Source organism: Nonomuraea sp. NPDC005692 (assembly GCF_040631115.1).
Taxonomy (GTDB): domain Bacteria; phylum Actinomycetota; class Actinomycetes; order Streptosporangiales; family Streptosporangiaceae; genus Nonomuraea.
Genome location: NZ_JBEXYU010000045.1, coordinates 37580 through 59062, shown reverse-complemented (window position 1 = coordinate 59062; position 21483 = coordinate 37580). Strand labels below are relative to the sequence as shown.

The following is a 21483-nucleotide window of genomic DNA, read 5'->3' as shown; positions in this document are numbered from 1 at the left end:
GTGGTCACCATGATGACTCACGAGGTTCAGTTGACCGCCCAGATCGCCGCCGTCCCCGGCCCCGAGCACTTCACCGTCGCGCCGGCCGAGATCGAGGGGGAGGTCGTGGTCCGTACCGACTACCTGGGGCTGGCCGCCACCTACCTCGAACTCATGCGCGCCGACTGCCACCTCCCGATCCCCGCCTGGCAGCCTGGCCGGCGGGTGGGCGTCATGGCGATCGGCACCGTGCTCAGCTCGGCTAGCCCTGACCTGCGGGAGGGCGACCTGGTCCAGTCGATGAGCGGCTGGAGCACGCACTCGGCGGGACCGGCGGCCTCCTACGTCAAGCTCGACCCGGACGCCTATCCCGACCCGAGCTACCACCTGGCCCAGGGCCCGACCGCCCACCACGGCGTCGCGGACGTGGCCAAGGTCGGCGAGGGTGACGTCGTCTTCGTCTCCGGCGCGGCCGGCGGCGTCGGCTCGCTGGCCGGGCAGATCGCCCGCAACCTCGGCGCCAGGAAGGTGATCGGCAGCGCGGGCAGCCAGGCCAAGGCCGACTACCTCGTGGACGAACTCGGCTTCGACGCCGCCTTCGACTACCACCACGACCCGGTCGCCGCGCTCAAGGAGCTGGCCCCGGAAGGCATCACCGTCTTCTTCGACACCGTCGGCGGCGCGTTGTACGACGCCGCGCTCGAAGCCGCCGCGCCAGGTGCCAGGTTCGCCCTGTGCGGATCGTTGTCCACCCAGCTCGGCGCCGCCTCCGACCGCTTCCCGGCACCCGACCGCGACGCCGCCCTGGCCAGGGGCGTCGAGCTGCTGCCGTTCTCCTGCCACCACACCCCCGACCAGATCGCCGCCTGGCACCGCCACTTCCGCACGGCGCTCGACCAGGGCCGCTTCGTCTATCCGCGGACCGTCGTCGAGACCGGCATCGACGGCGTGCCCGGCGCGTTCCTGGCCCTGCTGCGCGGCGAGTACCGCGGCAACGTCTCGGTGCGGCTGGTATGACCGTCCTGTCCCGCCGGGCGCTCAACCGGGCCCTGCTCCAGCGGCAGTTCCTGCTGGAGCGGGCCGACCTGACCGCCCTGGAGGTGATCGGCCGCCTGGTCGCCATGCAGGCGCAGGAGCCGAACTGGCCCTACGTCGGACTGTGGGCCCGCATCCGCCACTTCACCCACGCCGACCTCACCACCCTGATCGCCCAGGGACGGGTCGTACGGTCGGGCTTCCTGCGCAGCACGATGCACCTCGCCGCAGCCGACGACTTCCGTCGGCTGCGGCCGGTGCTGCAGCCCGTCCTGAACCGCACCGCCGGCTCGGCGCACTTCCGGCGCAACAACGCCGGACTCGACCCCGAAACGCTGGTGGCCGAGGGACGCGCCCTGCTGCGGCCCGGTCCGCTGCCCAGGAAGGAGCTCGCCGGCCACCTCGCGACCCTGCATCCGGGCCGCGACAGCCGCATCCTGGCTGGTGAGATCGAGCTGCGCACCCCGCTCGTCCACGATCCGGCCACCGCGTCCTGGGGCGGCTGGGGGACCCGCTCATCGATCACCGTCAGCGCCGCCCCGGTCGACGCCCCGCAGCCGGCCGCGCTCCGCGACCTGGTCCGCCGCTACCTGGCCGCCTTCGGGCCCGCCACCGTGGCGGACGTCCAGGCGTGGTCCGGGCTGACCCGGCTGGACGAGATCGTCCCGGAGATGGGCGCGGAGCTGCGCCACTACACCGGGCCCGACGGACGGCGCCTGCTCGACCTGCCCGACGTCCCGCTCCCTGACCCCGACACCCCCGCACCGGTACGGCTGCTGCCCGCCTACGACAACGCCCTCCTGGGCCACGCCGACCGCAGCCGCATCATCGCCGACGCCGACCGCAGGCACGTCGCCCCCGGACAGGCCAGAGTCCTGCCCACCGTGCTCATCGACGGCTACGTCCGCGGCACCTGGTCCTTCACCGCGGGCGAAGTACGACTGGCGCCGTTCGGCAGCTTTTCGCGGGACGAACAGCAGGCGGTCGACCACGAGATCAGCCGACTGCTGCCGTTCCTGTCACGCCGCTGAACATGACGATCAGTGCCTTCGGCCGGCACGAGGTCAGAGCCGGCCGGGAGAAGACGGCATCCTTCATACCTTCGTTGACCTCGGGTCAATTGTCTGCGAGGCCAGGCTTCGGGGGCATCCTTTAGGGGAGAGTCGCGGCATGACCACCGATGAGCGTCCCAACGCCGATGACCTGCTGAGCTACGCCCGTAAGCTCCATGAGCTGGCCGTCCTGCTGAAGTTCGACAAGGACTTCGAGCGCAGGTTCAGCGCCGCCGTCGAGGCGGGCGACGAGCGCGAGCTCGCCGGGCTGCTGGCGCCTCTGGGTTTCGAACAGGCCTCGATCGCGGACGAGGCGGGCGAACGCGGGGTGTGCGAGCGTTGCGTCTTCTGGCACGGCAAGTGGGTCTGCCACCCGATCTGCATGTAACGCGTGCGTCCTCCGCGTCGGAAGTGCTGCTCGGGCTCCTGGCCATGATCACCGGTGGAGGCCGTCACAGCACGGTCAGCCGGCCGTACCTGGACAGGGTGGCGGCCAGGTCGCCGGGGCTGCCGCGGAGTGTGGCGTCCAGGAAGGCGACGGTGGCCGCCGCGGTGATGCGCGGCCCGGCGGTCCGGCCGACAGAGCCGATGAGCGCGGGCAGGGGCGGCATGAAGAGCGGGGCGTCGGTGAAGGTGAGGTGCGCCGTGCCGGGGACGGTGAGCCGGTAGCCGGTCGCCGTGCTGAGCTGGAGCACCTGCGTGAGGCGCGGGATGTAGTCGGGCTCCTCGCCCGGTTCGACGTCGTGGGTGAGCGCGAGCACGGGCTGGTGGAACGGTCGCGTCGCGGGGTCGCGGGGGAAGCCGTCCAGGTCGATGACGGCTGCGAACCGGGGGTCCTGGCGGGCGGCCTGCAGGGCGGCGGCGCCCCCGAGGGAGTGACCGGTCGCCGCGGCGCGGCGGGTGTCGAGCCGCCCGCTCAGCAGGCCCGGGATCTCTCCACGGTCCAGGCGGCCGAACTGGGTGAGGACGAAGCTGAGGTCGGCGGCCCTGACCGCCGTCCATCCGGCCGCGCGCCTGTCGTCCTCCGCCTGGTCGCCGGTGGCCGCGACCTTGGTGCGTACCGCTCGGCCGTCGGCGAGGGTGACGACGGCCGAGTCGTACGGGTGGTCGACGGCCGCCACGACGTACCCGCGGCTGGCCAGTTCCTCGGCCCAGGCGGTGTTCTGGGTGCGCACACCTCCGAGTCCGGGTGAGAACAGCACCACGGGGAACCGGTCACCGCCGCCGGCCACCGGCGCATCGGGCACCGAACGCGTGCGGGCGCGTGTCGGCTCGTCGAGGACGAAGGCCGGAAGGCCCAGGTAGTCGGCCTCACCGCGGGCGACGAGCTGTGCTTCTCGTGCCGTGCGGCCGAGGTACCGCGCGCGCTGGGCGGCCGGCGGAGCGTCCTGCGCGGGATACCAGAGCTGGACGACGATCGTCCGCTTGTCGTCGGTACGCGACGTGGCGACTTCCGCGCGATCAGGGTCGGTCCACTGCACGACGGTGGTGCCGACGGCGTACGCCCCCGACGGCTCGGGGAACACGGGCAGGGGCAGCGCCCACGCCGCCGTCGCGCCCGCGAGGACCAGGGCCAGGCATGCCACCGACCCCGGCAGCGCCAGCCACCATCGCGCCCGCCGCCCGGCACGCCACCCCAGCAGTGAGGGCGCGGCGAACGCCAGCGCGATGACCCCTCCCGCCAGGATGGGAAGGAGTTGCCAGCGGATCCCGAGCACGGCCAGCACGGTCGCGGACACCACGAGGGCCGCCGCACCGGCCAGGGTCGACGGCCGGCGCGCTCCGGGGGGCAGCCAGCGGGCCAGCACCAGCACGACGGCGGACGCCAAGACCAGGAGCTCCACGAGGGACAGGCCGAACACGGTCACATTCATGTGATCACCGTGGCGCAATGAGCTCGGCCGGACATCGGGCCCGAGGCCGAGAGTTGCCTGCGACCCCGGTATGACCTCCGCGATCCGCCTGCGACCGGAGTCGCAAGGGCCGCGCGGCCGGTGGTGTCCATCGAGCGGCGCGCTCGATCTGCTAGCCGAGGAACGCCGCCCGGTTCTCCTCGGCCCAGGAGGCGAACGTCCGCGCGGGTGTCCCGGTCAGTTCCTCCACGACCGAGGTGAGTTCGATCGGACGGCCGTCGCAGCTCTGCCAGTAGTCCAGCAGGGCGGCCGCGAAGGCCGCGTTCATGTACTGCGCCATTTCGGCCGTCCACTCCTGCCGGGTGACGGGCGTGATCGCGATGTCCCGCCCGGTGACGCGGGAGAGGATCCCGATCTGGTCGGTGAACGTGAGCGACTGGGGCCCGGTCAGTGTGTACGTCCTGCCGCCGAGGGCGGGGTCGGCCAGAGCGGCGGCCGCCACCGCCGCGATGTCCGCTTCGTGGATGGCGTCGACGTGCGCGTGCGGGTAGGGCAGGGTGATCGGCGTTCCCGACTTGATCGCCCACGACCACGCCATCGCGTTGCCGCAGAAGGTGCCGGGCCGCAGCACGGTGCTCGGCACGGGCGAGGCGGCCAGGGCGCGTTCGGAGACGAGATGCGAGGCGGCCAAAGGGCTGCTGTCGGGGTCGGGCACGAGCACGGCGGCGGAGGACAGCAGCACGACGTGCTCGACCCCGGCCGCCTCGGCCGCCGCGGCGAACTCCTGCGCGTGTGACGGCTCGGCGTAGAGGAACACCGAGGTCACGCCTGCGAGCGCAGCGCCGAAGGTGGACGGATCGCGCAGGTCGCACCGGACGACGGACGGGTCGGCGGGGGCCTTGGAGGCCGGTCGTACAGACAAGCCCTGCTCGCGCAGGAGGCCGATGAGGGCGGTCGCGACGGAGCCGCGAGCGCCCGTGACAAGAATGGTCATATCGGTACAGATCCCTTCGCAGGCTCTTCGCGACCTGAGCGCGACGCCTGTCGATAGAATGAAAGCGCGACACAGAAGTTGCGTCACACAAGTATTGCGTGACGAACATTATGAGGACGATGGAGCCGCACGTGTCAAATCGAGCCGAGATGCTCAAGCGCATCAGTGACGAGAGTCAGCGCCACTACGCGGCCTACACGCTGTTCAACCAGGCCATGGCCGACCGGCTCGGCCTGCACCCCACCGACCTGCAGTGTGTGGCCCTGCTCGACCTGGAGCAGGGGCCGATCAGCACCGGCGAGATCGCCCGCCTGGCCGGCCTGACCCCCGGATCGGCCACCCGCCTGGTCGACCGCCTGGACAAGGCGGGTCTCGTCGTACGGCACGCCGACCCGGCCGACCGCAGGCGTGCCCTGGTCGCGTTGACCCCGGAGGCCCGCGCTCGGATCGGCTCGGCCTGGGACGTTCCGGGCAGGGCGTTCGTCGAGATGCTCGACCACTACGACGACGACGCGCTCGCCCTGATCGCCGACTATCTCGAGCGGGCCGCCTCGGTGGGTCGCGCTCAGGCGCAGCGCCTCACGACTTCCGCCTGAAGCGTGTCTCGAAGGCGTCCGGGCCGGCCTCGCGCCGTCCACTCGGGTCGCGATTGACCATACTCCATTGAACCGCGGCAGCGCTGGGCGCTAGCCGCGTGGGTCGCTGAAGCAGATCACCCGCCGGACGCCACCACGGGCCGTACAGATGCCCGGGCGGTCGCATGCGCGCGTGACGTATGAGATGCCGGGGGGCCGACCATGAACACCATCCGAAAGACCGCTTTGGCGCTGGTTGCGACAGCCGTGCTCAGCGGCTGCGGCGGCGACGCCGAGCCGACCGGGACGGCTGCTTCGCCTCCCGCCAAGTCGGCCGCGACGGCACAGGAGAAGCGGCGCCAGTTCGAATCCGTCAAGGCGGACTGCATGAAGAAGGAGGGCTTCCGGTAGGTCGCCCACGTGCCGCAGGAAGATCCCCTGACCGACGATGAGCTGAAACGCAGAGCCGGCGACTACGAGGCGTTGAAGGCCCAGCGGACGAAGTACGGCTTCGAGGTCTTCTCGGTGTACGTCCACCCGAAGGGCCCGGACAGCCCCGACAGCATGCCCGACCTCTCAAAAGCCGACCCCAACGGGGGTATCTGGACGAAGCTCTCCCCGGCTCAGCGCAAGAGCTACTGGAAGGCCGTGAACGCCTGCGCCGTCGTCGCGGCCGTCTGACGGGCAAGGGGTACAAGATCTCCAGCACCAGGCCGACGGAGCTGTCGCAGCGTGGCCGCCTCGCGTTCCTCGATCAGGAGGACGAGGTCGGCCGCCGGCAGCGCGAGGACGTCCCCGACGTGCCGTCGCCCGCCAGGAAGGGCGAGACCAAGCGGACCTTCGGCGCCATGCTCACCCCCGCCCAGGCCCAGCCGTACCTGGCCAAGGAGATCAAGGCCGCCCTGGACGACCTGGAGTGCGGCAAGGACTTCTATCGGGCCTACACCCCCAAGGTGGAGGCCATCACGCAGCGAATCGCCGAGGAGTTCGGCAGCTGACGGGGCACGCCTTCCGGCCCTGGATGAGGTGGCGGCGGCAATCGTCCGCCTGGCGGAACAGCATCGATATCCACTTTCCTATCGGCTGACGTCCCATACCAGTATTGGACGCCACAAGATCTGTTCTGATCTGCTGGACGGGCATCGACGTCCCTCTGGGCCGATCAGATCAAGATCTGTGCCCGGGAAAGAGCAGGTGTTCGACCATGTCCCTCGGGCAGTCCGTCCCGTCCCGCCGTGCGTTGCTGGCCGCCGCGGCTCTCCTGCCGCTGGCCGGCCGCCCGGTCGAAGCCGCCGCCGCCACCGTTCCCAAGCGTGCTCAGCACCACTACGACCGCGCGGCCGCGCTGGCCGGTGACGACCCCGTCCTGCGGGCCCTGGTCAAGGCGCTCGCGCCCGACCTCACGATGCCGGAGCCGAAGCCCCTCGGCCCGTTGCGCGTCTTCGACGACGTGGCGGTGCTGGGCACCACCTTCGTACAGGCCACGGCGCTGTTCACCGCCGGGGGCATCGTGCTCGTCGACGCGATGGGATCCCCGGAGGACGCCGATAAGATCATCGTCCCGGGGCTGCGCGCCGTGGGCGCCGACCCCGCGCAGATCAAGTACGTGGTGGTCGCCCACGGCCACGCCGATCACTTCGGCGGCGCCCAGTTCCTCGCCGACCGCTACGGCGCCCGCGTCATGATGAGCCGGCGCGACTGGAACCTCATCGCCGCCGAACGTCCCGCGAACGCGCCCGAACGCGACCTGGAGATCGCCGACGGCCAGAAGCTCACCGTCGGCGGCACCACCATCGTCTTCCACCACACTCCCGGGCACACGCCCGGCACCGTCTCGTCGATCTTCCCCGTGCACTGGAAGGGACGGCGGCACACCGCGATGTTCTGGGGCGGCACCAACCCGCCCGCCGCGACCGCCGACAAGCGCACCACCCTGGCCTCCGTGCTCGGCTTCGCCGCCACGATGCGGCGGGCGGGGGTGGAGGTCGAGCTGACCAACCACGGCGGCGTCGACGACGGCCTGACCCGCATCGAGCGGCTGCGCGCCGGAACGACGGGTGCGGCCAACCCGTTCGTCATCGGCCGGGCCAGGACGCAGCGCTTCATGAAGGTCATGGAGGTCATGATGCGCGGCCGCATCGCCCAGGACGAGGAGACATCCGCCGCCCGCGGCCGACCGACCCCCGCCTGCTGCTGACGAGCGCCCGCGGGCTTCTGCGGGCCGTGATCACTCCCGGGCCTGAGCGTCGGCGTGCCTGGTGGCTTGTGTGCACCCGCTAGTGGGACGTCCCGTCGCGCTCGCTTCTCCGGGCGAGGCTCTGGAGTTGCCCTTCGTGCACGCTGCCCACCCACTCCCAGCCCGGCTCGGCCGACGGGCCGATCCGCGGATCGGCTGCGACGTGACCGCTCCGCAACGCGAGCACGTACGCCCGGTCCTGTTCGATCCGCGCCTTCACCTGGTCGGATCCGCCGACGGAACCATGGCCGGGGACGACGACGTCGACGCCGCCCGCCACGTCCTCCAGCAGCCGCAGGGCGGCGAGGTAGTCCTCGATCGGGTCTATGGTGCCGTCCAGGTCGAGCATCGGAACCAGGACGTCGGAGAGCATGTCGCCGGCGACGAGAACCCGGCGTTCCTCGATCAACAGCGCCGCATGGCCAGGGGCATGTGCTTGATGCTCGACGATCCGGACCTCGGGGCCGTCCCAGGGGATCTGCGTGGTTCCGGCGGGCAGGCCGGTGATGCGGCCGAGCAGGTCCAGCGGTACCTGGCCGGCGATCTCCGTCTCCAGCAGGTGGTCGGCGACGCGGGTCTTCGCGTCTTCGTCCGGCAGCTGCTCGCGGACGGTGGCCGCGCAGCGCGCCGTGCCGTGACGGGGCACCTCGCCGAGCCGATCGTGCCAGAGCAGGTGATCCCAGTCCGGATGCGTGGAGAACCCCGCCACAACGGGCTGGCCCAGTTCGCGGAGATCGTTCGCGAGGCAGTCGATCTCGGCGCCGGTCACCCCGGGGTCGATGAGCAGCACACCGGCCCGGCCCCGCACCGCAATGGCGTTGCTCTGCACGAACGCGCTCTCGTGGACCCACACGCCCTCCGCGACCTGCCTCAGCACGAGCTCGCCTCCTTCGCGTCCCGGATGGCGTAGCGATGCATCGTGACGCCATGTTCGAACGTTCGCTGCTCCATCAGGTCGAGGTCGATCGGCAGGTCGTAGTCGTCGAACAGCGGCCTGCCGAATCCGAGGATCGCGGGGTGGGTGAAGAGCAGCAACTCGTCCAGAAGCCCGGCCCGGAGCAGCTGCGTCGCGAGCGCCGCGCCGCCCACGCTGATGCTGCCGTCGGTCTCGGCACGCAGGGCGGCGAGCTGCTCGATCGCGTCGTCCCCGCCGATGATCCGGGTGTTGTGATCGGCGCTGCGGCGCGTGCGGGAGACGAGCACCTTGGGCTTGGCGGTCCAGATCTCGCCGTACTCACGCATGAAGTCCGGCAGCGACGTGTCCTCGCTCGACCGTGGCCAGTGCTCCTCCATGACCTCGTAGTAGACCCGGCCGTGGACCATGAGCGCGAGCGCCCGCATCCGCGCGTTGGCCTCGCGGTGCAGTTCCTCGTCGACACGCAGCCATTCGCCGGCGCCGGCGTCCCCCGGAACCTGCTCGATCCGCAGGTCGAGGGACACCTGCATCGAGTAGACGAAGCGACCCATCAGCTCCTCCTCGGAAAAAGCGCTTGCAATTTGCAACTACTATAGGGGGAGCGAAAACCCTGTCAAGGAGGAGAGGAATCGTGGAACCACGGTCCGGATGCCCGATCAACGCCGCCGTCGAGGTGCTCGGAGATCGCTGGACGCTGCTCGTGCTGCGCGACGTCATCTTCGGCGACCGCCGCCACTTCCGGGCGCTGCTCACCGGGTCGATCGAGGGCATCGCCTCGAACATCCTGGCCGACCGCCTCGTGCGGCTCGTCGAGGCGGGGATCCTCGCCCGCGGCACCGCCGCGCGGGGGCAGCGCGCTCGCTACAGCCTCACCGAAGCCGGCATCCAGACCCTGCCGATCATCTACGCCCTCGGCAACTGGGGCCTCGACTGGCGTCCGGGCAGCGACGAGCTCCGGAGCCGGCAGCAGGCCATGCGGGACGAGGGTCCGGCGTTCATCGAGGAGCTCATGGACGAGCTGCGCGTCCGCCACCTCGACGCCCCGCCGAAGCCGCACGACGGCCCAGGCCCCTTCGAACGCCTCGACGCCGCCCGCGCCGCGGCCACCCCGCAAGACCACGCCGATCAACGGTGACAAGCGGGCGACGCCTTCCCCGGCCTGCCCCTGGTGCCACGCCGAAACGGCGCCGCGGTGGACATCGACTGGCCGATTTCGCGGTGAACCTGGACAATCGCCTGTCGTGATGGGTGTCTCCGGCTTCGAGCCGACCTTTCTCGTCGGACTCGAAGCCATCCGCGGGCAACACGGGCCGGGCCTGGCCGCGCTTGCCGGTCGGCGTCTGAGCGGCTTCGCGCTCGTACGTTTCGTCGAGGACGGGGACTGGTATGCCGATTGCCCCGTCGTCCTGGACTTCGACGGCGTCCAGGTGGAGATCTGCCACTCGAAGTTCGATGAGCTGTCGATCAGCTGGAACGCCATCGACACGACGGCCCCGATCACCGGCTGGGAGGAGTACGAAGAACTCACCCCGGCGTGGTCCGGCGCCGATGAACGGCTGGAGTCGTTCGTCGGCCAGGAACTGCGCGAGGTTGCCCTGCTGGAGTGGCGGCCATCACGTCCCGACGTGGCGGACGGCACCCTCGCGGTGGAGTTCGCCTTCGATACGGGACGCTTCCACATCGCCAACGCTCTCGACGAGAACAGCATCGAGGTCGGCGACGCCCATCGAGAATGGGTGCGGCACCGGCTGGGCCGCGGCGCGCAGCCTGACTAGCCCGGTACGCCGCATCTCCCGACGCCGACCGGCCCACACCGGGTCGGCACGACGTCCCTGCACCTGACCGACACCTCCCGCCCCGACCCGTGGGTCCCCGCGGCCAGGACCAGAGAGCTCCCCCAAGGAGGCTGAGCCGCACCCGTACGAACGCCCTCGAAGGCGCCGAGCCCTCCGGACGCCGGGGCGGCCTGCCGCTCGTACTGCTGTCGCCCGGCGTCACCCGAGGACCTGGCGAGCAGGGGGGTACGTGGTGGCCGGCGTCGACCACACCTACGAGAACTTCGCCACCACCTTCCCTGACGGGCGGGTCGCCACCTGCGCCGCTTGCGCGAACGTCAACGACGCCGACTTCGGCCAGAGGGTGATCAGGAGCCGGGCGATCGACATGCGCTTCGTACTCGACCAGTTGACCGGGCCGCGGCCCGTGTGGAAGGGCAGCGCCCTGAGCGATCCGGCGCGGATCGCGATGGCGGGCCAGTCCATCGGCGGGGCCGCCGTCCCGGAGACCATGGTGCAGGATGCCCGGGTACACGCGGGGATCAACCTGGACGGCAGCCTGTTCCTCCCGATCCCCGACAGCGGACTGGCGCGACCGTTCATGCTGATGGGCGCCCCTCGAACGACGGCACCTGGAAACGCGATTGGGAACGCCTGACCGGGTGGAAACGCCGGCTGGTGGTGAAGGGGGCGCTGCACCGCTGACGTGAACGCCTGCGCTCCGGACCGATGACCATGCACGGCAGTCGGAGCAGCCGTGTCCCGGCGCGGCCATACTGCGGTTCGTGACTCTTGAAGAGGTACGTGTCCACCACCGCACCGGGCAATGGTGCTCCGGCGTCCGGACCGGCGACGACATCGTGGCCTACGACGTCGAGATCCTTCCCCCGTGGCGGGTTCCCGGCCGTCCCACGACCGACCGCTGCTTCGTGCTCGCCGACGAGGGGGTACAGATCCGGAGGCCGGTCACCTTCGTGGACGCACTCGAAGGCGCTTGGTACGTCGACCTGGTCGAAGTGGAGGAAGCGGGGCCGAAGCGGCTGACGGTCCGCGACCTCTACGTGGACATCGTCGTGCTCCCGGCCGGCCGGCGCTACGAGATCCTGGATCTCGACGAGCTCGCCGACGCGCTGCAGAACGGCGCCATCGACGCCGCCACCACGGTCAGGGTTCTGCGCGACACCCAGCGCTTCATCGACCGGCACCTGCGCAACCTGGACCAGGATCCGCCGAGCTCGTGGCCGGACTTCCCGCCCGCGGCCGTTCTGGACCTGGCCGACCTGCCGCCCTTCGACGCCGGATGAGAGCACGTCCAGAACCGTGAGGCCGAGCCGTTCGCCGCCGGTGCGGGCGGCGATCTATGATGTGCCGGGTCCGTAGGACCGATCTTGGAGGATGCGTGGCCGAGCCGCGTCCGCTGCGCCCCGGCGAGCCCGTCCAGGTCGGGCGCTACCGTCTCCTCGGCGCCCTGGGCGAAGGCGGGCAGGGCGCGGTCTACCTGGCTGACGGGCCGTCCGGCGAACGGGTGGCGATCAAGCTGCTGCACGCCAGGCTCAACGGCGACCCCGACGTCGCCGCCAGGTTCCTGCGCGAGGCCGAGGCCGCCAGGCAGGTCGCCGAGTTCTGCACCGCCCGGGTGCTCGACGCCGGGGTGAGCGAGGGGCTGCCGTACATCGTCAGCGAGTTCATCCAGGGCGAGTCGCTCGACCAGGCGGTCAGGCGGACGGGCCCGCTGGCGGACGGCGCGCTGCAACGGCTGGCGATCGGCACGGCGACGGCGCTGGCGGCGATCCACCGGGCCGGCATCGTGCACCGCGACTTCAAGCCGCACAACGTGATCCTGGGGCCCGACGGGCCCCGAGTGATCGACTTCGGCATCGCCAAGGCGGTGCAGTCCACCGCCTCCACCAGCAGCGGGCTGGTCGGCACGCCTGCCTACATGTCACCGGAGCAGATCTCCGGCCAGAAGGTGGGCCCGGCCTCCGACCTGTTCCCCTGGGCGGCGACGATGTTGTTCGCCGCCACGGGACGCACCGTGTTCGGCGGCGACAACGCGGCGCTGGCGATGCACCGGGTCATGCACCATGAGCCCGAACTGCCCGCCCTACCGGGCGAACTCGGCGAGATCGTACGGCGCTGCCTGGCCAAGCGGCCGGCGGACCGGCCGGCGGCGCACGAGGTGCTGCTGCGGCTGTTAGGACACGATCCGCTCGCCGGGGAGAACGCGGCCGGTCGGCGGACACTGGTGCACGACGAAAGCCCCCGAAGCCTCCCACCGCCCTCCGTACCGGCCGCCCCTGCCCGGCCGCGGTCCGCGCCTCGGGGCCTGCCCGGCGCGGCGCGGCCGCGGTCGCGGATGACGGCAGCGGTGGCGGCCGTGGCCGTGGCGGTCGCCGTGGCCGCCGCCATCGTGTGGTCGCGGCAGGGAACCGGGTTCGGCGCCCACCTCGGCGAGATCCCGAGCGGGAAGGACGCCCACGCCCAGGCGGTGGCCATGGCGCAGTACGACGGCCGGTCCGTCGCCCTCGTCGCCGACGAGGAGGGAGTGACGTTCTGGGACCTCGTCGCGGACGAGACCCTGTCACTCTCCTATCCACCACCGCATCGCGGCCCGATCACCGCACTGGCCGCGTCCGGGGCGACGGCGCTCACCGGGCGGTTCGACGGCACGGTCGAAGTCTGGGACGTCCGCGGCAGGAGCACCGTCACCGAACTGACCGGGCACACGAAGCGGGTCGATGCCGTCGCCCTCGGCACGCTCGGTGGGCAGCTCTTCGCGCTCACCGGCGGCGCCGACAAGACGATCAAGATGTGGGAGGTGTCGTCGGGCAAGCTCCTGCGTACCTTCACGGGGGACCTGGACGAGATCGACGCGCTGGCGCTCATCGAGGTCGGCAAGTCGGCGGTGGCCGTCTCGCTGGACGGGGTGGACGGCGTCCTGCGCGTGTGGAACGCGACGACGGGGCGGCAGGTCGGCGACCCGCTGACCACCCGGTCGGGCAACGGGCTGACGGTCGGCCTGCTCAACGGTTCCCCCGTAGTGGTCTCCAGCGATCTGCGCGTGTGGGACCTGCGGACGCGGAAACTGATCAAGGAGATCGACAACATCGGCGACACCGTCTCCGGCTCCGTGGCCATCGGCGAGCTCGGTGACGTCCCCGTCGCCGTGAGCACGGTGAGCCTGAAGGACGACGAGGACACCAGCCACAACGGCATCCAGGTGTGGAACCTGGACACCGGCCGCCCGCTCGCGCCGCCCATGGAACCGGTCTACGGGCCGGAATCCATGGCGATCGGCCGCGTCGGCGATCGCATGGTGCTGCTCGCCGGAGAGGCGTACGGGGCCGACGTCTGGTCGCTCGGCCCGCCGTACCCGTCCTGAACGCCGCCCGGGAGAAGAGGGAAACCCCCGTCGGCGGGTCGGTGAAGCCATGGTCTAGCGTGATCGCCATGAAGGCGGCTGCTCGGTATTTGTGCTGGTTGGCGTGGGCGCAGAAGGGCCGGGTCGCCTTGGGCGCGACACTGGGCACCCTGTGGACGGTGGGCCTCACGCTCCCGCCGTACCTGCTGTCCCGGGCGATCGACGACGACCTGGCGCCCGGCTGGGTGCTGGCGCTGCTCGGCGCCGGCCTCGTCAACGCCTGGCTGGCGATGATGCGGCACCGCACGATGACCAAGATCCGGATGGACGCCAACTTCCGCACGGTGCGCGCCCTGGTGGAGCAGATCAACACGCTTGGCGCGGACCTGAACAGGCGCACCTCGGCGGGCGAGGTCGTGACGATCGGCATCGGCGACGTCATCACCATCGCCGCCGCGCTGACGGTGACCGGCCCCGGGGTGGGCGCGGTGATCAGCTACGGGGTGGTGGCGGCGCTGCTGCTGCAGGTCTCCGTGGTGCTGGCCGTGGTGGTGCTGCTCGGCGTGCCGGTGCTGGGGATCGTGCTCGGGCCGCTGCTCGGGCGGTTGATGAAGGTGCAGAACGGCTACCGCGAGAGCCAGGGCAGGCTGACCGCCCGCCTGGTGGACCTGATCGAGGGGCTGCGGGTGCTCAACGCGTTCGGCGGCAAGGCCGCCTACGCCGAGCGTCACCTCGCCGACTCGGCACGCCTGCGCGAGCAGGGGTACCGGGTGGCGTCGCTGACGAGCTGGATCGGCGCGCTGGGCGTCGGGCTGCCGGCGCTGTTCCTGGCCGCGGTGACCTGGCTGGGCGCCAGGCTGGCCGCGGAGGGCACGATCACGGTGGGCGAGCTGGTCGGCGTGTACGGATACATCGCCATGCTGGTGGTTCCGGTGTCCTTCTTCATCGAGGGCAGCTTCCAGATCAGCCACGGCCTGGTCTCCGCCCGGCAGGTCACCCGCTTCCTCGCGCTGCGGCCCGGCGACCGGCCCCGCTCCACCGGGCTGGAGATCACGCCGGGCAGCTTCGTGGGGCTGGTCAGCGCCCGCCCCGAGGAGAGCGTGGCGCTGCTGGAGGGCCTCGGCGGATTCGACGGCACGTCGTTGATCGCCGACCACGACGCCGCCCTGTTCGCCGGCAGGCTGCGCGAGGTGCTGCAGGGCCGGGGCGAGGCCGACGACGAGACCATCCGTCGCGCCGTCACCGTCGCCGCCGCCCAGGACGTGGTCGCCGGGCTGCGCCACGGCCTGGACTCCGTGATCGAGCCCGGCGGCCGCAACCTGTCGGGCGGCCAGCGCCAGCGGGTGCGCCTGGCCAGGGCGCTGGTGGCCGATCCCGAGCTGCTGCTGGCGGTGGACCCCACCTCCGCGCTGGACGCGCACACCGAATCCCTGCTCGCGCAGCGCCTTCGTACGGCGCGTGCCGGCCGTACGACGGTCGTCGCCACCACGTCGCCGCTGCTGCTCGCCCAGGCCGACGAAGTCGTGCTGATCGAGGACGGCCGGGTGGCCGCGACCGGCACCCACCGCGACCTGCTGGAATCCAGCGACGAGTACCGGGCGGTGGTGTCGTGACCCGCGACCTCCCCGTCGCCGACCGCAGGCGCGTACGGCAGGCGGCCCTGCGCCTGATCCGCCGCGACGTCCCCGGGTTCACCGCCACCCTGCTCCTCAACGGCCTGGCGGCGGCCGCGGCCCTGGTCAGCCCGTGGCTGCTGGGCCGCATCATCGACACCATCTCCGCCGGCGGGGCGATCGACCTCCTCGCCGCGGTCGCCGTGGGCGGGGCGCTGCTGCAGCTCGTCCTGTCCCGATACGCCGAGCGGACCGGCACCCGCTTCAGCGAGCGCGTCCAGGAACACATCCGGCAGGAGTTCCTCGACCGCGTGCTGGCCCTGCCCGCCGCCACGGTCGAGCACATCCGCACCGGAGACCTGACCGCCCGCGGCACCACGGACGTCGGCGTGGTCGGGCGAACCCTGCGCGACGCCGCCCCGGCCGTGCTGATCTCCGCCCTGCAGGCGATCTTCCTCGTCACGGCCGTCTTCGTGGTCGACCCGCTGCTGGGAGCCTGCGGTCTGGTCGCGCTCGCCGGCGTCGCCGCCGCCTCCCGCTGGTACCTGCGCCGCGCCCGCGACGCCTACCTGGAGGAGGGCGCCGCCCGCTCGGAACTGGCCGAGCACCTGGCCGCCAACGCCGCCGGCGCCCGCACCATCGAGGCTCTCGGCCTGCGGGACCGGCGCACCCGCGCCGCCGAGCGGGTGATCGAGCGCAGCCGGGTCGCCCAGCTGCGAACCCTCTTCCTGCGCGGTGTCCTCTGGCCGTCGGTCGAGGTCTCCGCCCTCCTGCCGCCGGTGCTGGTCCTGCTGCTCGGCGGCGCACTGCTGGACAGCGGCCAGGTCACCCTCGGCGCGGTCGTCTCGTGCGTGCTCTACCTGCGCCAGCTCCAGCAGCCCATCGAGACCATCCTCATGTGGATGGAACAGTTGCAGAGCAGCGGCGCCTCCTTCGCCCGGATCGAAGGGCTCCGGACCCCGGCGGCGCGGACCGGCGTGGCCGCCCCCGACCCCCAGGACGACCACATCGTGGCGGCCGGCGTGCACTTCGCCTACGAATCCACCGGCGACGTCGTCACCGGCGTGGAACTGACCGTGCGGCCAGGCGAGCGCCTGGCCGTCGTCGGCCCTTCTGGAGCCGGCAAGTCCACGCTCGGCAAGCTGCTGGCCGGCATCGACCGGCCCCGCCTCGGCACGGTCACCGTCGGCTCGATCCCGGTCGCCGACCTGTCGCCCGCCCAGCTCCGCAAGCACGTCGTGCTGGTCACCCAGGAGCAGCACCTGTTCCTCGGCACCGTCCGCGACAACCTCCAGCTGGCCGACCCCACGGCCGACGACAACCGGATGGAGAAGGCCCTGGCGGCGGTCGGCGCCGACTGGGTGACCTCGCTGGACGACGAGCTCGGCCCGCACGCCTCCGGCGCCGAACCCGGCCCCGACCGGGTGCAGCAGCTCGCCCTGGCCCGGGTCGTCCTGGCCGACCCGCACACCGTCATCCTCGACGAGGCCACCGCCATGCTCGACCCGCGTACGGCCCGGCGCGCCGAACGGTCGCTGGCGGCGGTGCTGGACGGACGCACGGTGATCGCGATCGCGCACCGGCTGCACACGGCGCGGGACGCGGATCGGGTGGTGGTGATGGAGGGCGGACGCGTCGTGGAGGTCGGCGCGCACGACGAACTGCTTGCGGCCGGCGGCGTCTATCAGGAGTTGTGGAACTCCTGGCACGGCTCACGCCCTTAGCGGGTGGCCTGCCGGGCGGGACGGGTCCTCCGGGCGGAGGACCGGTCCGGCCGGCCGGCCGCCGAGCCCGGCTCATGGTCGGAGGCGGGGAATCGCCACCAGGCAGGAGTCGTCCGGACCGGCGCGTCACTAGCGTCGAGGCATGCGATCTGATCTTGGCGTCTTCCTCAGGGCGGCCGCGAACAGGCCCCTGGTGATCGGCGCTTTCGCCCCCACGTCGGAGCTGCTGGCCGCGCAGCTCGTCGAGGTGGTGCCGAAGCGCGGCGCGCCGACCGTGCTGGAGCTGGGGCCCGGGACCGGCGCGATCAGCGGGCTGATCCGGTCCCGGCTGCCGTCCCGGGCACGGTTCGTGGCGGTGGAGACCGACCGCGCGATGGTCGACCATCTGGCGCAGACCCGTCCGTGGCTGGAGGTGCTGCACATGGACGCCGCCGACCTGGGGTCACGCATCGGCGCGGGCGAGGTGGACGCCGTGGTGAGCGCGCTGCCGTGGACCCTCATCCCGGAACGGGCCCAGGAGCGCATCCTCGATGCGGTCTCGCGCGTCCTGGCGCCCGGCGGCAGCTTCACCACGATCGCCTACCTGACCGGCACGCGGTCCGGCCCGGGCAGGCGGTTCCGCGGCCGGCTGGACGCCGCCTTCGACGAGGTGCTGACGACCCGAACCGTCTGGCGCAACCTGCCGCCCGCGCGTACGTACGTCTGCCGGCGCCCGACCGTGGCCGCGGCGCCGGGGCAGAAGTGACACCCCCCGGCGGCCGTCACGCGTGGCTGGCCACGCGGCCCTCGCCGGCGCTCATCTCGGGCCAGAACTCCCGGTACCGGCCGGAGTGGAAGACGAGCGGCTCGCCCCCGGCCCGCTGGTAACGTTCCACCGCCCCGACGAGGATGTGGTGGTCGCCGCCGTCGTGGACGCGCTCGGTGCGGCAGACGAAGCTGGCCAGCGCCCCGGCGAGTATCGGCAGCGGCGTGCCGAGCAGCTCCACCCCGGCGAACTTGTCGGCCGCGGGGGTGGCGAAGCGCCTGGACAGGTGGCCCTGGTCGGCGGCCAGGATGTTGACGGCGAACCGCCCGGCCCGCAGGAAGAGCGGCGCGCTGGGCGCCCGGTTCGACAGGCACCACAGCAGCAGCGCCGGATCGAGCGAGACCGAGGTGAGGGAGTTGACGGTCACGCCGGCCCGCTCCCCGTCGGCGGTCACCGTCGTGATCACCGCCACCCCGGTGGCGAACTGCCCGAAGGCCTCGCGCAGCGACCTCATGCCGTCACCCTGCCCAGATAGGTCTCGGCACGGCCGGCGTCCATGAACCACTCGGCGTAGTCGGCCGGGTCGTCGAAGCCGTTGACGAACCGGGAGGCGATCTCTGGGCGCTGACCGGCGGCGCCCAGCAGCGCCAGGTGGTGGGGCTCGGCCGGCGCGAGCAGGGCGTTGGTCCAGTTGGTGACGTGCTGGGCCTGCGCCCAGAACAGGTCGAAGGTCTGCCGCATCCAGTCGGCGTCGAACGGCTGCCCGCCGCGTTCCACGATGGCCCGCAGGTAGGTGGCGGCGCACTTGGCGGCGTTGTTGCTGCCCTGCCCGGTGATCGGGTCGTTGAGCACCACCACGTCGGCGACGCCGAGCACCGGCGCGCCGGAGGGCAGCACGGCAACCGGGCGCCGGACGGTGGGGGCGAAGCGGCCGGTCAGCACCGCGTTGGCGTCGGTGAGCTCGATCCCGGCGCAGCGCTCGGCCTCCCACGGGAAGAACGTCTCCAGGATCCGGCGGCTGCGGGCCAGGTGCTCGGCGGGGCCGCGGACGTCGCCCCAGCAGTCCATGGGGCCGTCGGGCACGCCCTCGAACACCATGATCTCGCAGGGGCCGGTGTGCGTGAGCGCGGGGAAGACGAAGTACTCGCCCACGCCGGGCAGCAGGTTGAAGCAGACCGCCGAATGACCGGGACGGGGGGCGAGGCCGTTGACGTAGGTGACGGCCAGCGCGCGCTGCGGGGTGGTGTAGGGGGAGCGGGCGGGGTCCCGTTCGAAGAGCGAGGCGATCTGGCCCTTGCCCGCGGCGACCAGAACCAGGTCGTACCGGGCCGCGTAGCTCTCCAGGTCATCGGGGGTGGCGTCGTGCAGGACGAGCTTGCCGCCGAGCCGCTCGAACTCGCCCAGCCAGGCCGGCATCTTCAGCCGCTGGTCGACCGAGCGGGCGGGGACGTCCAGCCGCGCCGCCCAGTCGAGGGCCTTGCCGCCCTCCGGGCTCGGGACCGTGAGCGCGATGCCCTCGATGGGCGGGCAGACGTCGGCCCACCAGTCGAGGCCGATCTCGCGCTCGTGGGCCTGCGCGGTGCCGAACATGGCCTGGCCGGACATCACCCGGCCGTCGCGGATGGACTCGGGGGTGCGGTTGGAGACCACGGTCACGTCGTAGCCGTGCTGGAGCAGGCCGATGGCCAGGTGGAGACCGGCCTGGCCGGCGCCGACGATGAGGATGTCGCGCATGGTGGTGTCCTTCTGGTGGTGTGGTGTGGAGGATCTGATCGGCGCCTGACAAGAACGGTACGGGCGGCGCGTGCGCCCGTGCCATCCGCTGAGCGCGGATCTCATCCGCCTGACGCGGGACCTCTGCGCAACGTCTCCGACGGCGGCTGCCCGAACCTCTCGCGGTACTGGGCGGCGAATCGTCCCTGGTGCAGGAATCCCCATCGGGCGGCCACCGTGGTCACCGTGGCCCTGGCCGGGTCGGCCGTCCTGAGCTCGTCGTGCACGCGCGTCAGCCGGACCTGCCTGAGGTGGGCCATCGGGGACAGCCCGAGATGCGCGCGGAAGCCCTCCTGGAGTGAGCGGCTGCTGACCGCGACGGCGCCGGCGATGTCCGTCGTGCTCAGCGGGAGGTGGGCGTGCCCTTCGATGAACTCCATCGCCCGGCGCACGACCTTCGGCAGCGCGGGCGGCCTGGGAGCGGTCAGTCGTTCCAGGTAGTTGGAGGGCTGCATGGTCAGCAGCAGGGTGATCAGGGCGTTCTCCAGATGGGCGATGGCCAGCGGGTGGCCGGCCAGCCCGTCCTCCCGCTCGGCCTCCCTGACCAGCAGGTCGGCCATGTCGCGCCAGGAACGGGTCCAGCCCGTCGTCAGGTCCATGCCGAGGTCGAAGACGACCGGGCCGTCGAGCGGCTCGCCGAGCATCTGCTCCAGCGAGCGTTCGATCGCCGAGCGCTCGAACTTGACCAGCAACTGCGGGCAGCCGGCGGCCCAGCGCATGTCGAGGTGGCGGGTCGGCGAGGGCAGCGAGGCCAGCAACGGGGTGGAGACGATCTCCTCGCCGCCGGCGCGGATCAGGCTGCGTCCGGCGAGCGGGATCATGACCAGGAAGAACGTGTCGAGGTCGCCCGGCTCGATGTGCACGTCGGCCCCGTAGTCGAGGTAGCTCACGCGGACCGAGCCGAGCTGCACGGAGTTGAACCGGGCCGACAGCAGGTTCGCGTCCCCGGCCAGGTCCAGCCGGTGCGGGCAGAACACCTTGGCGACCTCGCCGCGGACCTCGTCGAGGTCGGAGCTGGCGAAGACGGCACGGTTGCTGAGGAGCACACCAGATGATCGGGCGTCCCGCCCTCGGCGTTCCACGTAAAAGTACGCACAAAAGATCCGGCGGCGGTGTCGGATCGCGGCGGCGGCGTTCGTAGCAGGGGTGAGACCGCCCGCAAGGGGCGGCGCCACAGGCTAAGGAAGCGCGACCATGAAGCTGACGACCATGACCCAGGTCACCGTCGACGGAGTGATGCAGGGCAACGGCGGCGCGTCGGAGGAGGACCGCAGGAACGGCTTCGAGCGCGGCGGGTGGGCCCTGGGCAGGGGTGACGACGAGACCACGACGTTCATCAACCAGACCTACGGGCGCGCCGACGCGTTCCTGTTCGGGCGGCGCACCTACGAGCTGTTCGCCGGCTCGTGGGGGTCGTTGACGGCCCGGGACGTCCCCGGCTGGGAGACCGTCCTGGGCGCGCTGAACACGCGGCCCAAGTACGTGGCGTCGGCCACGCTCACCGATCCGGCGTGGGCGGGCACCACCGTCCTGCCCGGCGACCTCAGGACCGCCGTCAGGGCACTGAAGGCGGAGCCGGGGGGTGAGGTGCAGGTGCACGGCAGTGGCACGCTGGTCCGGTGGCTGCTGGCGAACGACCTGGTCGACGAGCTGACCCTGATCGTCGTTCCGGTGGTGCTCGGCCAGGGCGCGCGGTTGTTCCCGGACGCCGGCCCCGATCTCGCGCTCGACCTGATCGAGTCGCGGGCCGACTCCAAGGGCGTGACGATCCAGGTCTACCGGCCGGCCGGGCGCCCGCAGTACGCCACGACCTGAGTCATGCCCGCTGCCCTGGCCCCACAGGAGACGATCT

At 71.8% G+C, this 21483-nt stretch carries 24 protein-coding genes; 17 read left to right on the top strand and 7 right to left on the bottom strand.

Annotated features, from left to right (window positions below; translation table 11 throughout):
• Positions 1 to 9: 9 nt before the first annotated feature.
• The 3 genes from ABZ459_RS47920 (at position 10) to ABZ459_RS47910 (ending at position 2454) form a co-directional block, all read left to right on the top strand.
• On the top strand, positions 10 to 996 hold the full coding sequence (locus ABZ459_RS47920; RefSeq protein WP_357986549.1) for an NADP-dependent oxidoreductase: 987 nt from the start codon (positions 10 to 12) through the stop codon (positions 994 to 996).
• A complete protein-coding gene (locus ABZ459_RS47915; protein ID WP_357986546.1) occupies positions 993 to 2045 on the top strand; it encodes a winged helix DNA-binding domain-containing protein in 1053 nt (350 codons plus the stop codon). Before ABZ459_RS47920 ends, ABZ459_RS47915 begins: the two co-directional genes overlap by 4 nt.
• Before the next feature lie 139 nt (positions 2046 to 2184).
• A complete protein-coding gene (locus ABZ459_RS47910) occupies positions 2185 to 2454 on the top strand; it encodes a hypothetical protein (protein ID WP_357986543.1) in 270 nt (89 codons plus the stop codon).
• Positions 2455 to 2518: 64 nt separating this feature from the next.
• Here the strand turns inward: ABZ459_RS47910 and ABZ459_RS47905 are convergent, their stop codons facing one another.
• On the bottom strand, positions 2519 to 3940 hold the full coding sequence (locus ABZ459_RS47905) for a hypothetical protein (RefSeq protein WP_357986540.1): 1422 nt from the start codon (positions 3938 to 3940) through the stop codon (positions 2519 to 2521).
• Between the two features lie 151 nt (positions 3941 to 4091).
• Positions 4092 to 4913 carry an NAD(P)H-binding protein gene (locus ABZ459_RS47900; RefSeq protein WP_357986537.1) on the bottom strand — a complete coding sequence of 274 codons (822 nt, stop codon included), beginning with the start codon at positions 4911 to 4913 and terminating at the stop codon, positions 4092 to 4094.
• A 131-nt stretch (positions 4914 to 5044) separates the two neighbouring features.
• On the opposite strand from ABZ459_RS47900, the gene ABZ459_RS47895 reads away from it, so the two are divergent.
• The 5 genes from ABZ459_RS47895 (at position 5045) to ABZ459_RS47875 (ending at position 7685) form a co-directional block, all read left to right on the top strand.
• Complete coding sequence (locus tag ABZ459_RS47895; protein WP_357986534.1) at positions 5045 to 5509, top strand: MarR family transcriptional regulator; 465 nt, start codon at positions 5045 to 5047, stop codon at positions 5507 to 5509.
• 201 nt (positions 5510 to 5710) lie between these two features.
• The gene (locus ABZ459_RS47890; RefSeq protein WP_357986531.1) at positions 5711 to 5899 is read left to right on the top strand and encodes a hypothetical protein; all 189 of its coding nucleotides are present in this window, start codon (positions 5711 to 5713) and stop codon (positions 5897 to 5899) included.
• A 9-nt stretch (positions 5900 to 5908) separates the two neighbouring features.
• Positions 5909 to 6169 carry a hypothetical protein gene (locus ABZ459_RS47885; RefSeq protein ID WP_357986528.1) on the top strand — a complete coding sequence of 87 codons (261 nt, stop codon included), beginning with the start codon at positions 5909 to 5911 and terminating at the stop codon, positions 6167 to 6169.
• Between the two features lie 119 nt (positions 6170 to 6288).
• Complete coding sequence (locus ABZ459_RS47880; protein WP_357986525.1) at positions 6289 to 6486, top strand: hypothetical protein; 198 nt, start codon at positions 6289 to 6291, stop codon at positions 6484 to 6486.
• Positions 6487 to 6692: 206 nt separating this feature from the next.
• Positions 6693 to 7685 (top strand): MBL fold metallo-hydrolase, encoded by a 993-nt coding sequence (locus ABZ459_RS47875; protein WP_357986522.1) that lies wholly within the window; start codon positions 6693 to 6695, stop codon positions 7683 to 7685.
• Between the two features lie 79 nt (positions 7686 to 7764).
• Here the strand turns inward: ABZ459_RS47875 and ABZ459_RS47870 are convergent, their stop codons facing one another.
• Entirely contained in the window at positions 7765 to 8601 is an 837-nt protein-coding gene (locus ABZ459_RS47870) for an MBL fold metallo-hydrolase (RefSeq protein ID WP_357986519.1), read from the bottom strand.
• The gene (locus ABZ459_RS47865; RefSeq protein ID WP_357986517.1) at positions 8595 to 9191 is read right to left on the bottom strand and encodes a dihydrofolate reductase family protein; all 597 of its coding nucleotides are present in this window, start codon (positions 9189 to 9191) and stop codon (positions 8595 to 8597) included. The genes ABZ459_RS47870 and ABZ459_RS47865 overlap by 7 nt, the downstream gene beginning before the upstream one ends.
• 80 nt (positions 9192 to 9271) lie before the next feature.
• Between ABZ459_RS47865 and ABZ459_RS47860 the strand changes: the two genes are divergently transcribed.
• The 8 genes from ABZ459_RS47860 (at position 9272) to ABZ459_RS47825 (ending at position 17858) form a co-directional block, all read left to right on the top strand.
• Positions 9272 to 9775: a helix-turn-helix domain-containing protein gene (locus ABZ459_RS47860; RefSeq protein ID WP_357986514.1), complete on the top strand. Its 504-nt coding sequence runs from the start codon at positions 9272 to 9274 to the stop codon at positions 9773 to 9775.
• A 106-nt stretch (positions 9776 to 9881) separates the two neighbouring features.
• Entirely contained in the window at positions 9882 to 10415 is a 534-nt protein-coding gene (locus ABZ459_RS47855) for a hypothetical protein (protein ID WP_357986511.1), read from the top strand.
• Positions 10416 to 10668: 253 nt separating this feature from the next.
• Entirely contained in the window at positions 10669 to 11073 is a 405-nt protein-coding gene (locus tag ABZ459_RS47850) for a hypothetical protein (protein ID WP_357986508.1), read from the top strand.
• 127 nt (positions 11074 to 11200) lie between these two features.
• Entirely contained in the window at positions 11201 to 11719 is a 519-nt protein-coding gene (locus ABZ459_RS47845) for a DUF402 domain-containing protein (RefSeq protein WP_357986505.1), read from the top strand.
• A 95-nt stretch (positions 11720 to 11814) separates the two neighbouring features.
• Entirely contained in the window at positions 11815 to 13797 is a 1983-nt protein-coding gene (locus ABZ459_RS47840) for a serine/threonine-protein kinase (RefSeq protein ID WP_357986502.1), read from the top strand.
• Between the two features lie 158 nt (positions 13798 to 13955).
• Positions 13956 to 15389: an ABC transporter ATP-binding protein gene (locus ABZ459_RS47835; protein WP_357986499.1), complete on the top strand. Its 1434-nt coding sequence runs from the start codon at positions 13956 to 13958 to the stop codon at positions 15387 to 15389.
• Positions 15386 to 17113 (top strand): ABC transporter ATP-binding protein, encoded by a 1728-nt coding sequence (locus tag ABZ459_RS47830; RefSeq protein ID WP_357986496.1) that lies wholly within the window; start codon positions 15386 to 15388, stop codon positions 17111 to 17113. Before ABZ459_RS47835 ends, ABZ459_RS47830 begins: the two co-directional genes overlap by 4 nt.
• 142 nt (positions 17114 to 17255) lie before the next feature.
• Positions 17256 to 17858, top strand: coding sequence for a methyltransferase domain-containing protein (locus tag ABZ459_RS47825; protein ID WP_357986493.1), 603 nt, complete (start codon positions 17256 to 17258; stop codon positions 17856 to 17858).
• A 16-nt stretch (positions 17859 to 17874) separates the two neighbouring features.
• On the opposite strand, the gene ABZ459_RS47820 is transcribed toward ABZ459_RS47825, so the two are convergent.
• From ABZ459_RS47820 to ABZ459_RS47810, 3 genes are all read right to left on the bottom strand, one after another.
• Positions 17875 to 18372 carry a flavin reductase family protein gene (locus tag ABZ459_RS47820; protein ID WP_357986490.1) on the bottom strand — a complete coding sequence of 166 codons (498 nt, stop codon included), beginning with the start codon at positions 18370 to 18372 and terminating at the stop codon, positions 17875 to 17877.
• On the bottom strand, positions 18369 to 19592 hold the full coding sequence (locus ABZ459_RS47815; RefSeq protein ID WP_357986487.1) for a styrene monooxygenase/indole monooxygenase family protein: 1224 nt from the start codon (positions 19590 to 19592) through the stop codon (positions 18369 to 18371). The genes ABZ459_RS47820 and ABZ459_RS47815 overlap by 4 nt, the downstream gene beginning before the upstream one ends.
• A 101-nt stretch (positions 19593 to 19693) precedes the next feature.
• Positions 19694 to 20677, bottom strand: coding sequence for an AraC family transcriptional regulator (locus ABZ459_RS47810; protein ID WP_357986484.1), 984 nt, complete (start codon positions 20675 to 20677; stop codon positions 19694 to 19696).
• A gap of 148 nt (positions 20678 to 20825) precedes the next feature.
• Here ABZ459_RS47810 and ABZ459_RS47805 point away from each other — a divergent pair, with 148 nt between their 5' ends.
• The gene (locus tag ABZ459_RS47805) at positions 20826 to 21446 is read left to right on the top strand and encodes a dihydrofolate reductase family protein (protein WP_357986481.1); all 621 of its coding nucleotides are present in this window, start codon (positions 20826 to 20828) and stop codon (positions 21444 to 21446) included.
• Positions 21447 to 21483 lie beyond the last annotated feature (37 nt).

Bases quoted from the DNA above. Each gene is read 5' to 3' on its own strand.
- ABZ459_RS47865 (WP_357986517.1), bottom strand. From the start codon at position 9,191: ATGGGTCGCTTCGTCTACTCGATGCAGGTGTCCCTCGACCTGCGGATC.
- ABZ459_RS47825 (WP_357986493.1), top strand. From the start codon at position 17,256: ATGCGATCTGATCTTGGCGTCTTCCTCAGGGCGGCCGCGAACAGGCCC.
- ABZ459_RS47890 (WP_357986531.1), top strand. From the start codon at position 5,711: ATGAACACCATCCGAAAGACCGCTTTGGCGCTGGTTGCGACAGCCGTG.
- ABZ459_RS47915 (WP_357986546.1), top strand. From the start codon at position 993: ATGACCGTCCTGTCCCGCCGGGCGCTCAACCGGGCCCTGCTCCAGCGG.
- ABZ459_RS47875 (WP_357986522.1), top strand. From the start codon at position 6,693: ATGTCCCTCGGGCAGTCCGTCCCGTCCCGCCGTGCGTTGCTGGCCGCC.
- ABZ459_RS47820 (WP_357986490.1), bottom strand. From the start codon at position 18,372: ATGAGGTCGCTGCGCGAGGCCTTCGGGCAGTTCGCCACCGGGGTGGCG.
- ABZ459_RS47805 (WP_357986481.1), top strand. From the start codon at position 20,826: ATGAAGCTGACGACCATGACCCAGGTCACCGTCGACGGAGTGATGCAG.
- ABZ459_RS47900 (WP_357986537.1), bottom strand. From the start codon at position 4,913: ATGACCATTCTTGTCACGGGCGCTCGCGGCTCCGTCGCGACCGCCCTC.
- ABZ459_RS47910 (WP_357986543.1), top strand. From the start codon at position 2,185: ATGACCACCGATGAGCGTCCCAACGCCGATGACCTGCTGAGCTACGCC.
- ABZ459_RS47920 (WP_357986549.1), top strand. From the start codon at position 10: ATGATGACTCACGAGGTTCAGTTGACCGCCCAGATCGCCGCCGTCCCC.
- ABZ459_RS47905 (WP_357986540.1), bottom strand. From the start codon at position 3,940: ATGAATGTGACCGTGTTCGGCCTGTCCCTCGTGGAGCTCCTGGTCTTG.
- ABZ459_RS47815 (WP_357986487.1), bottom strand. From the start codon at position 19,592: ATGCGCGACATCCTCATCGTCGGCGCCGGCCAGGCCGGTCTCCACCTG.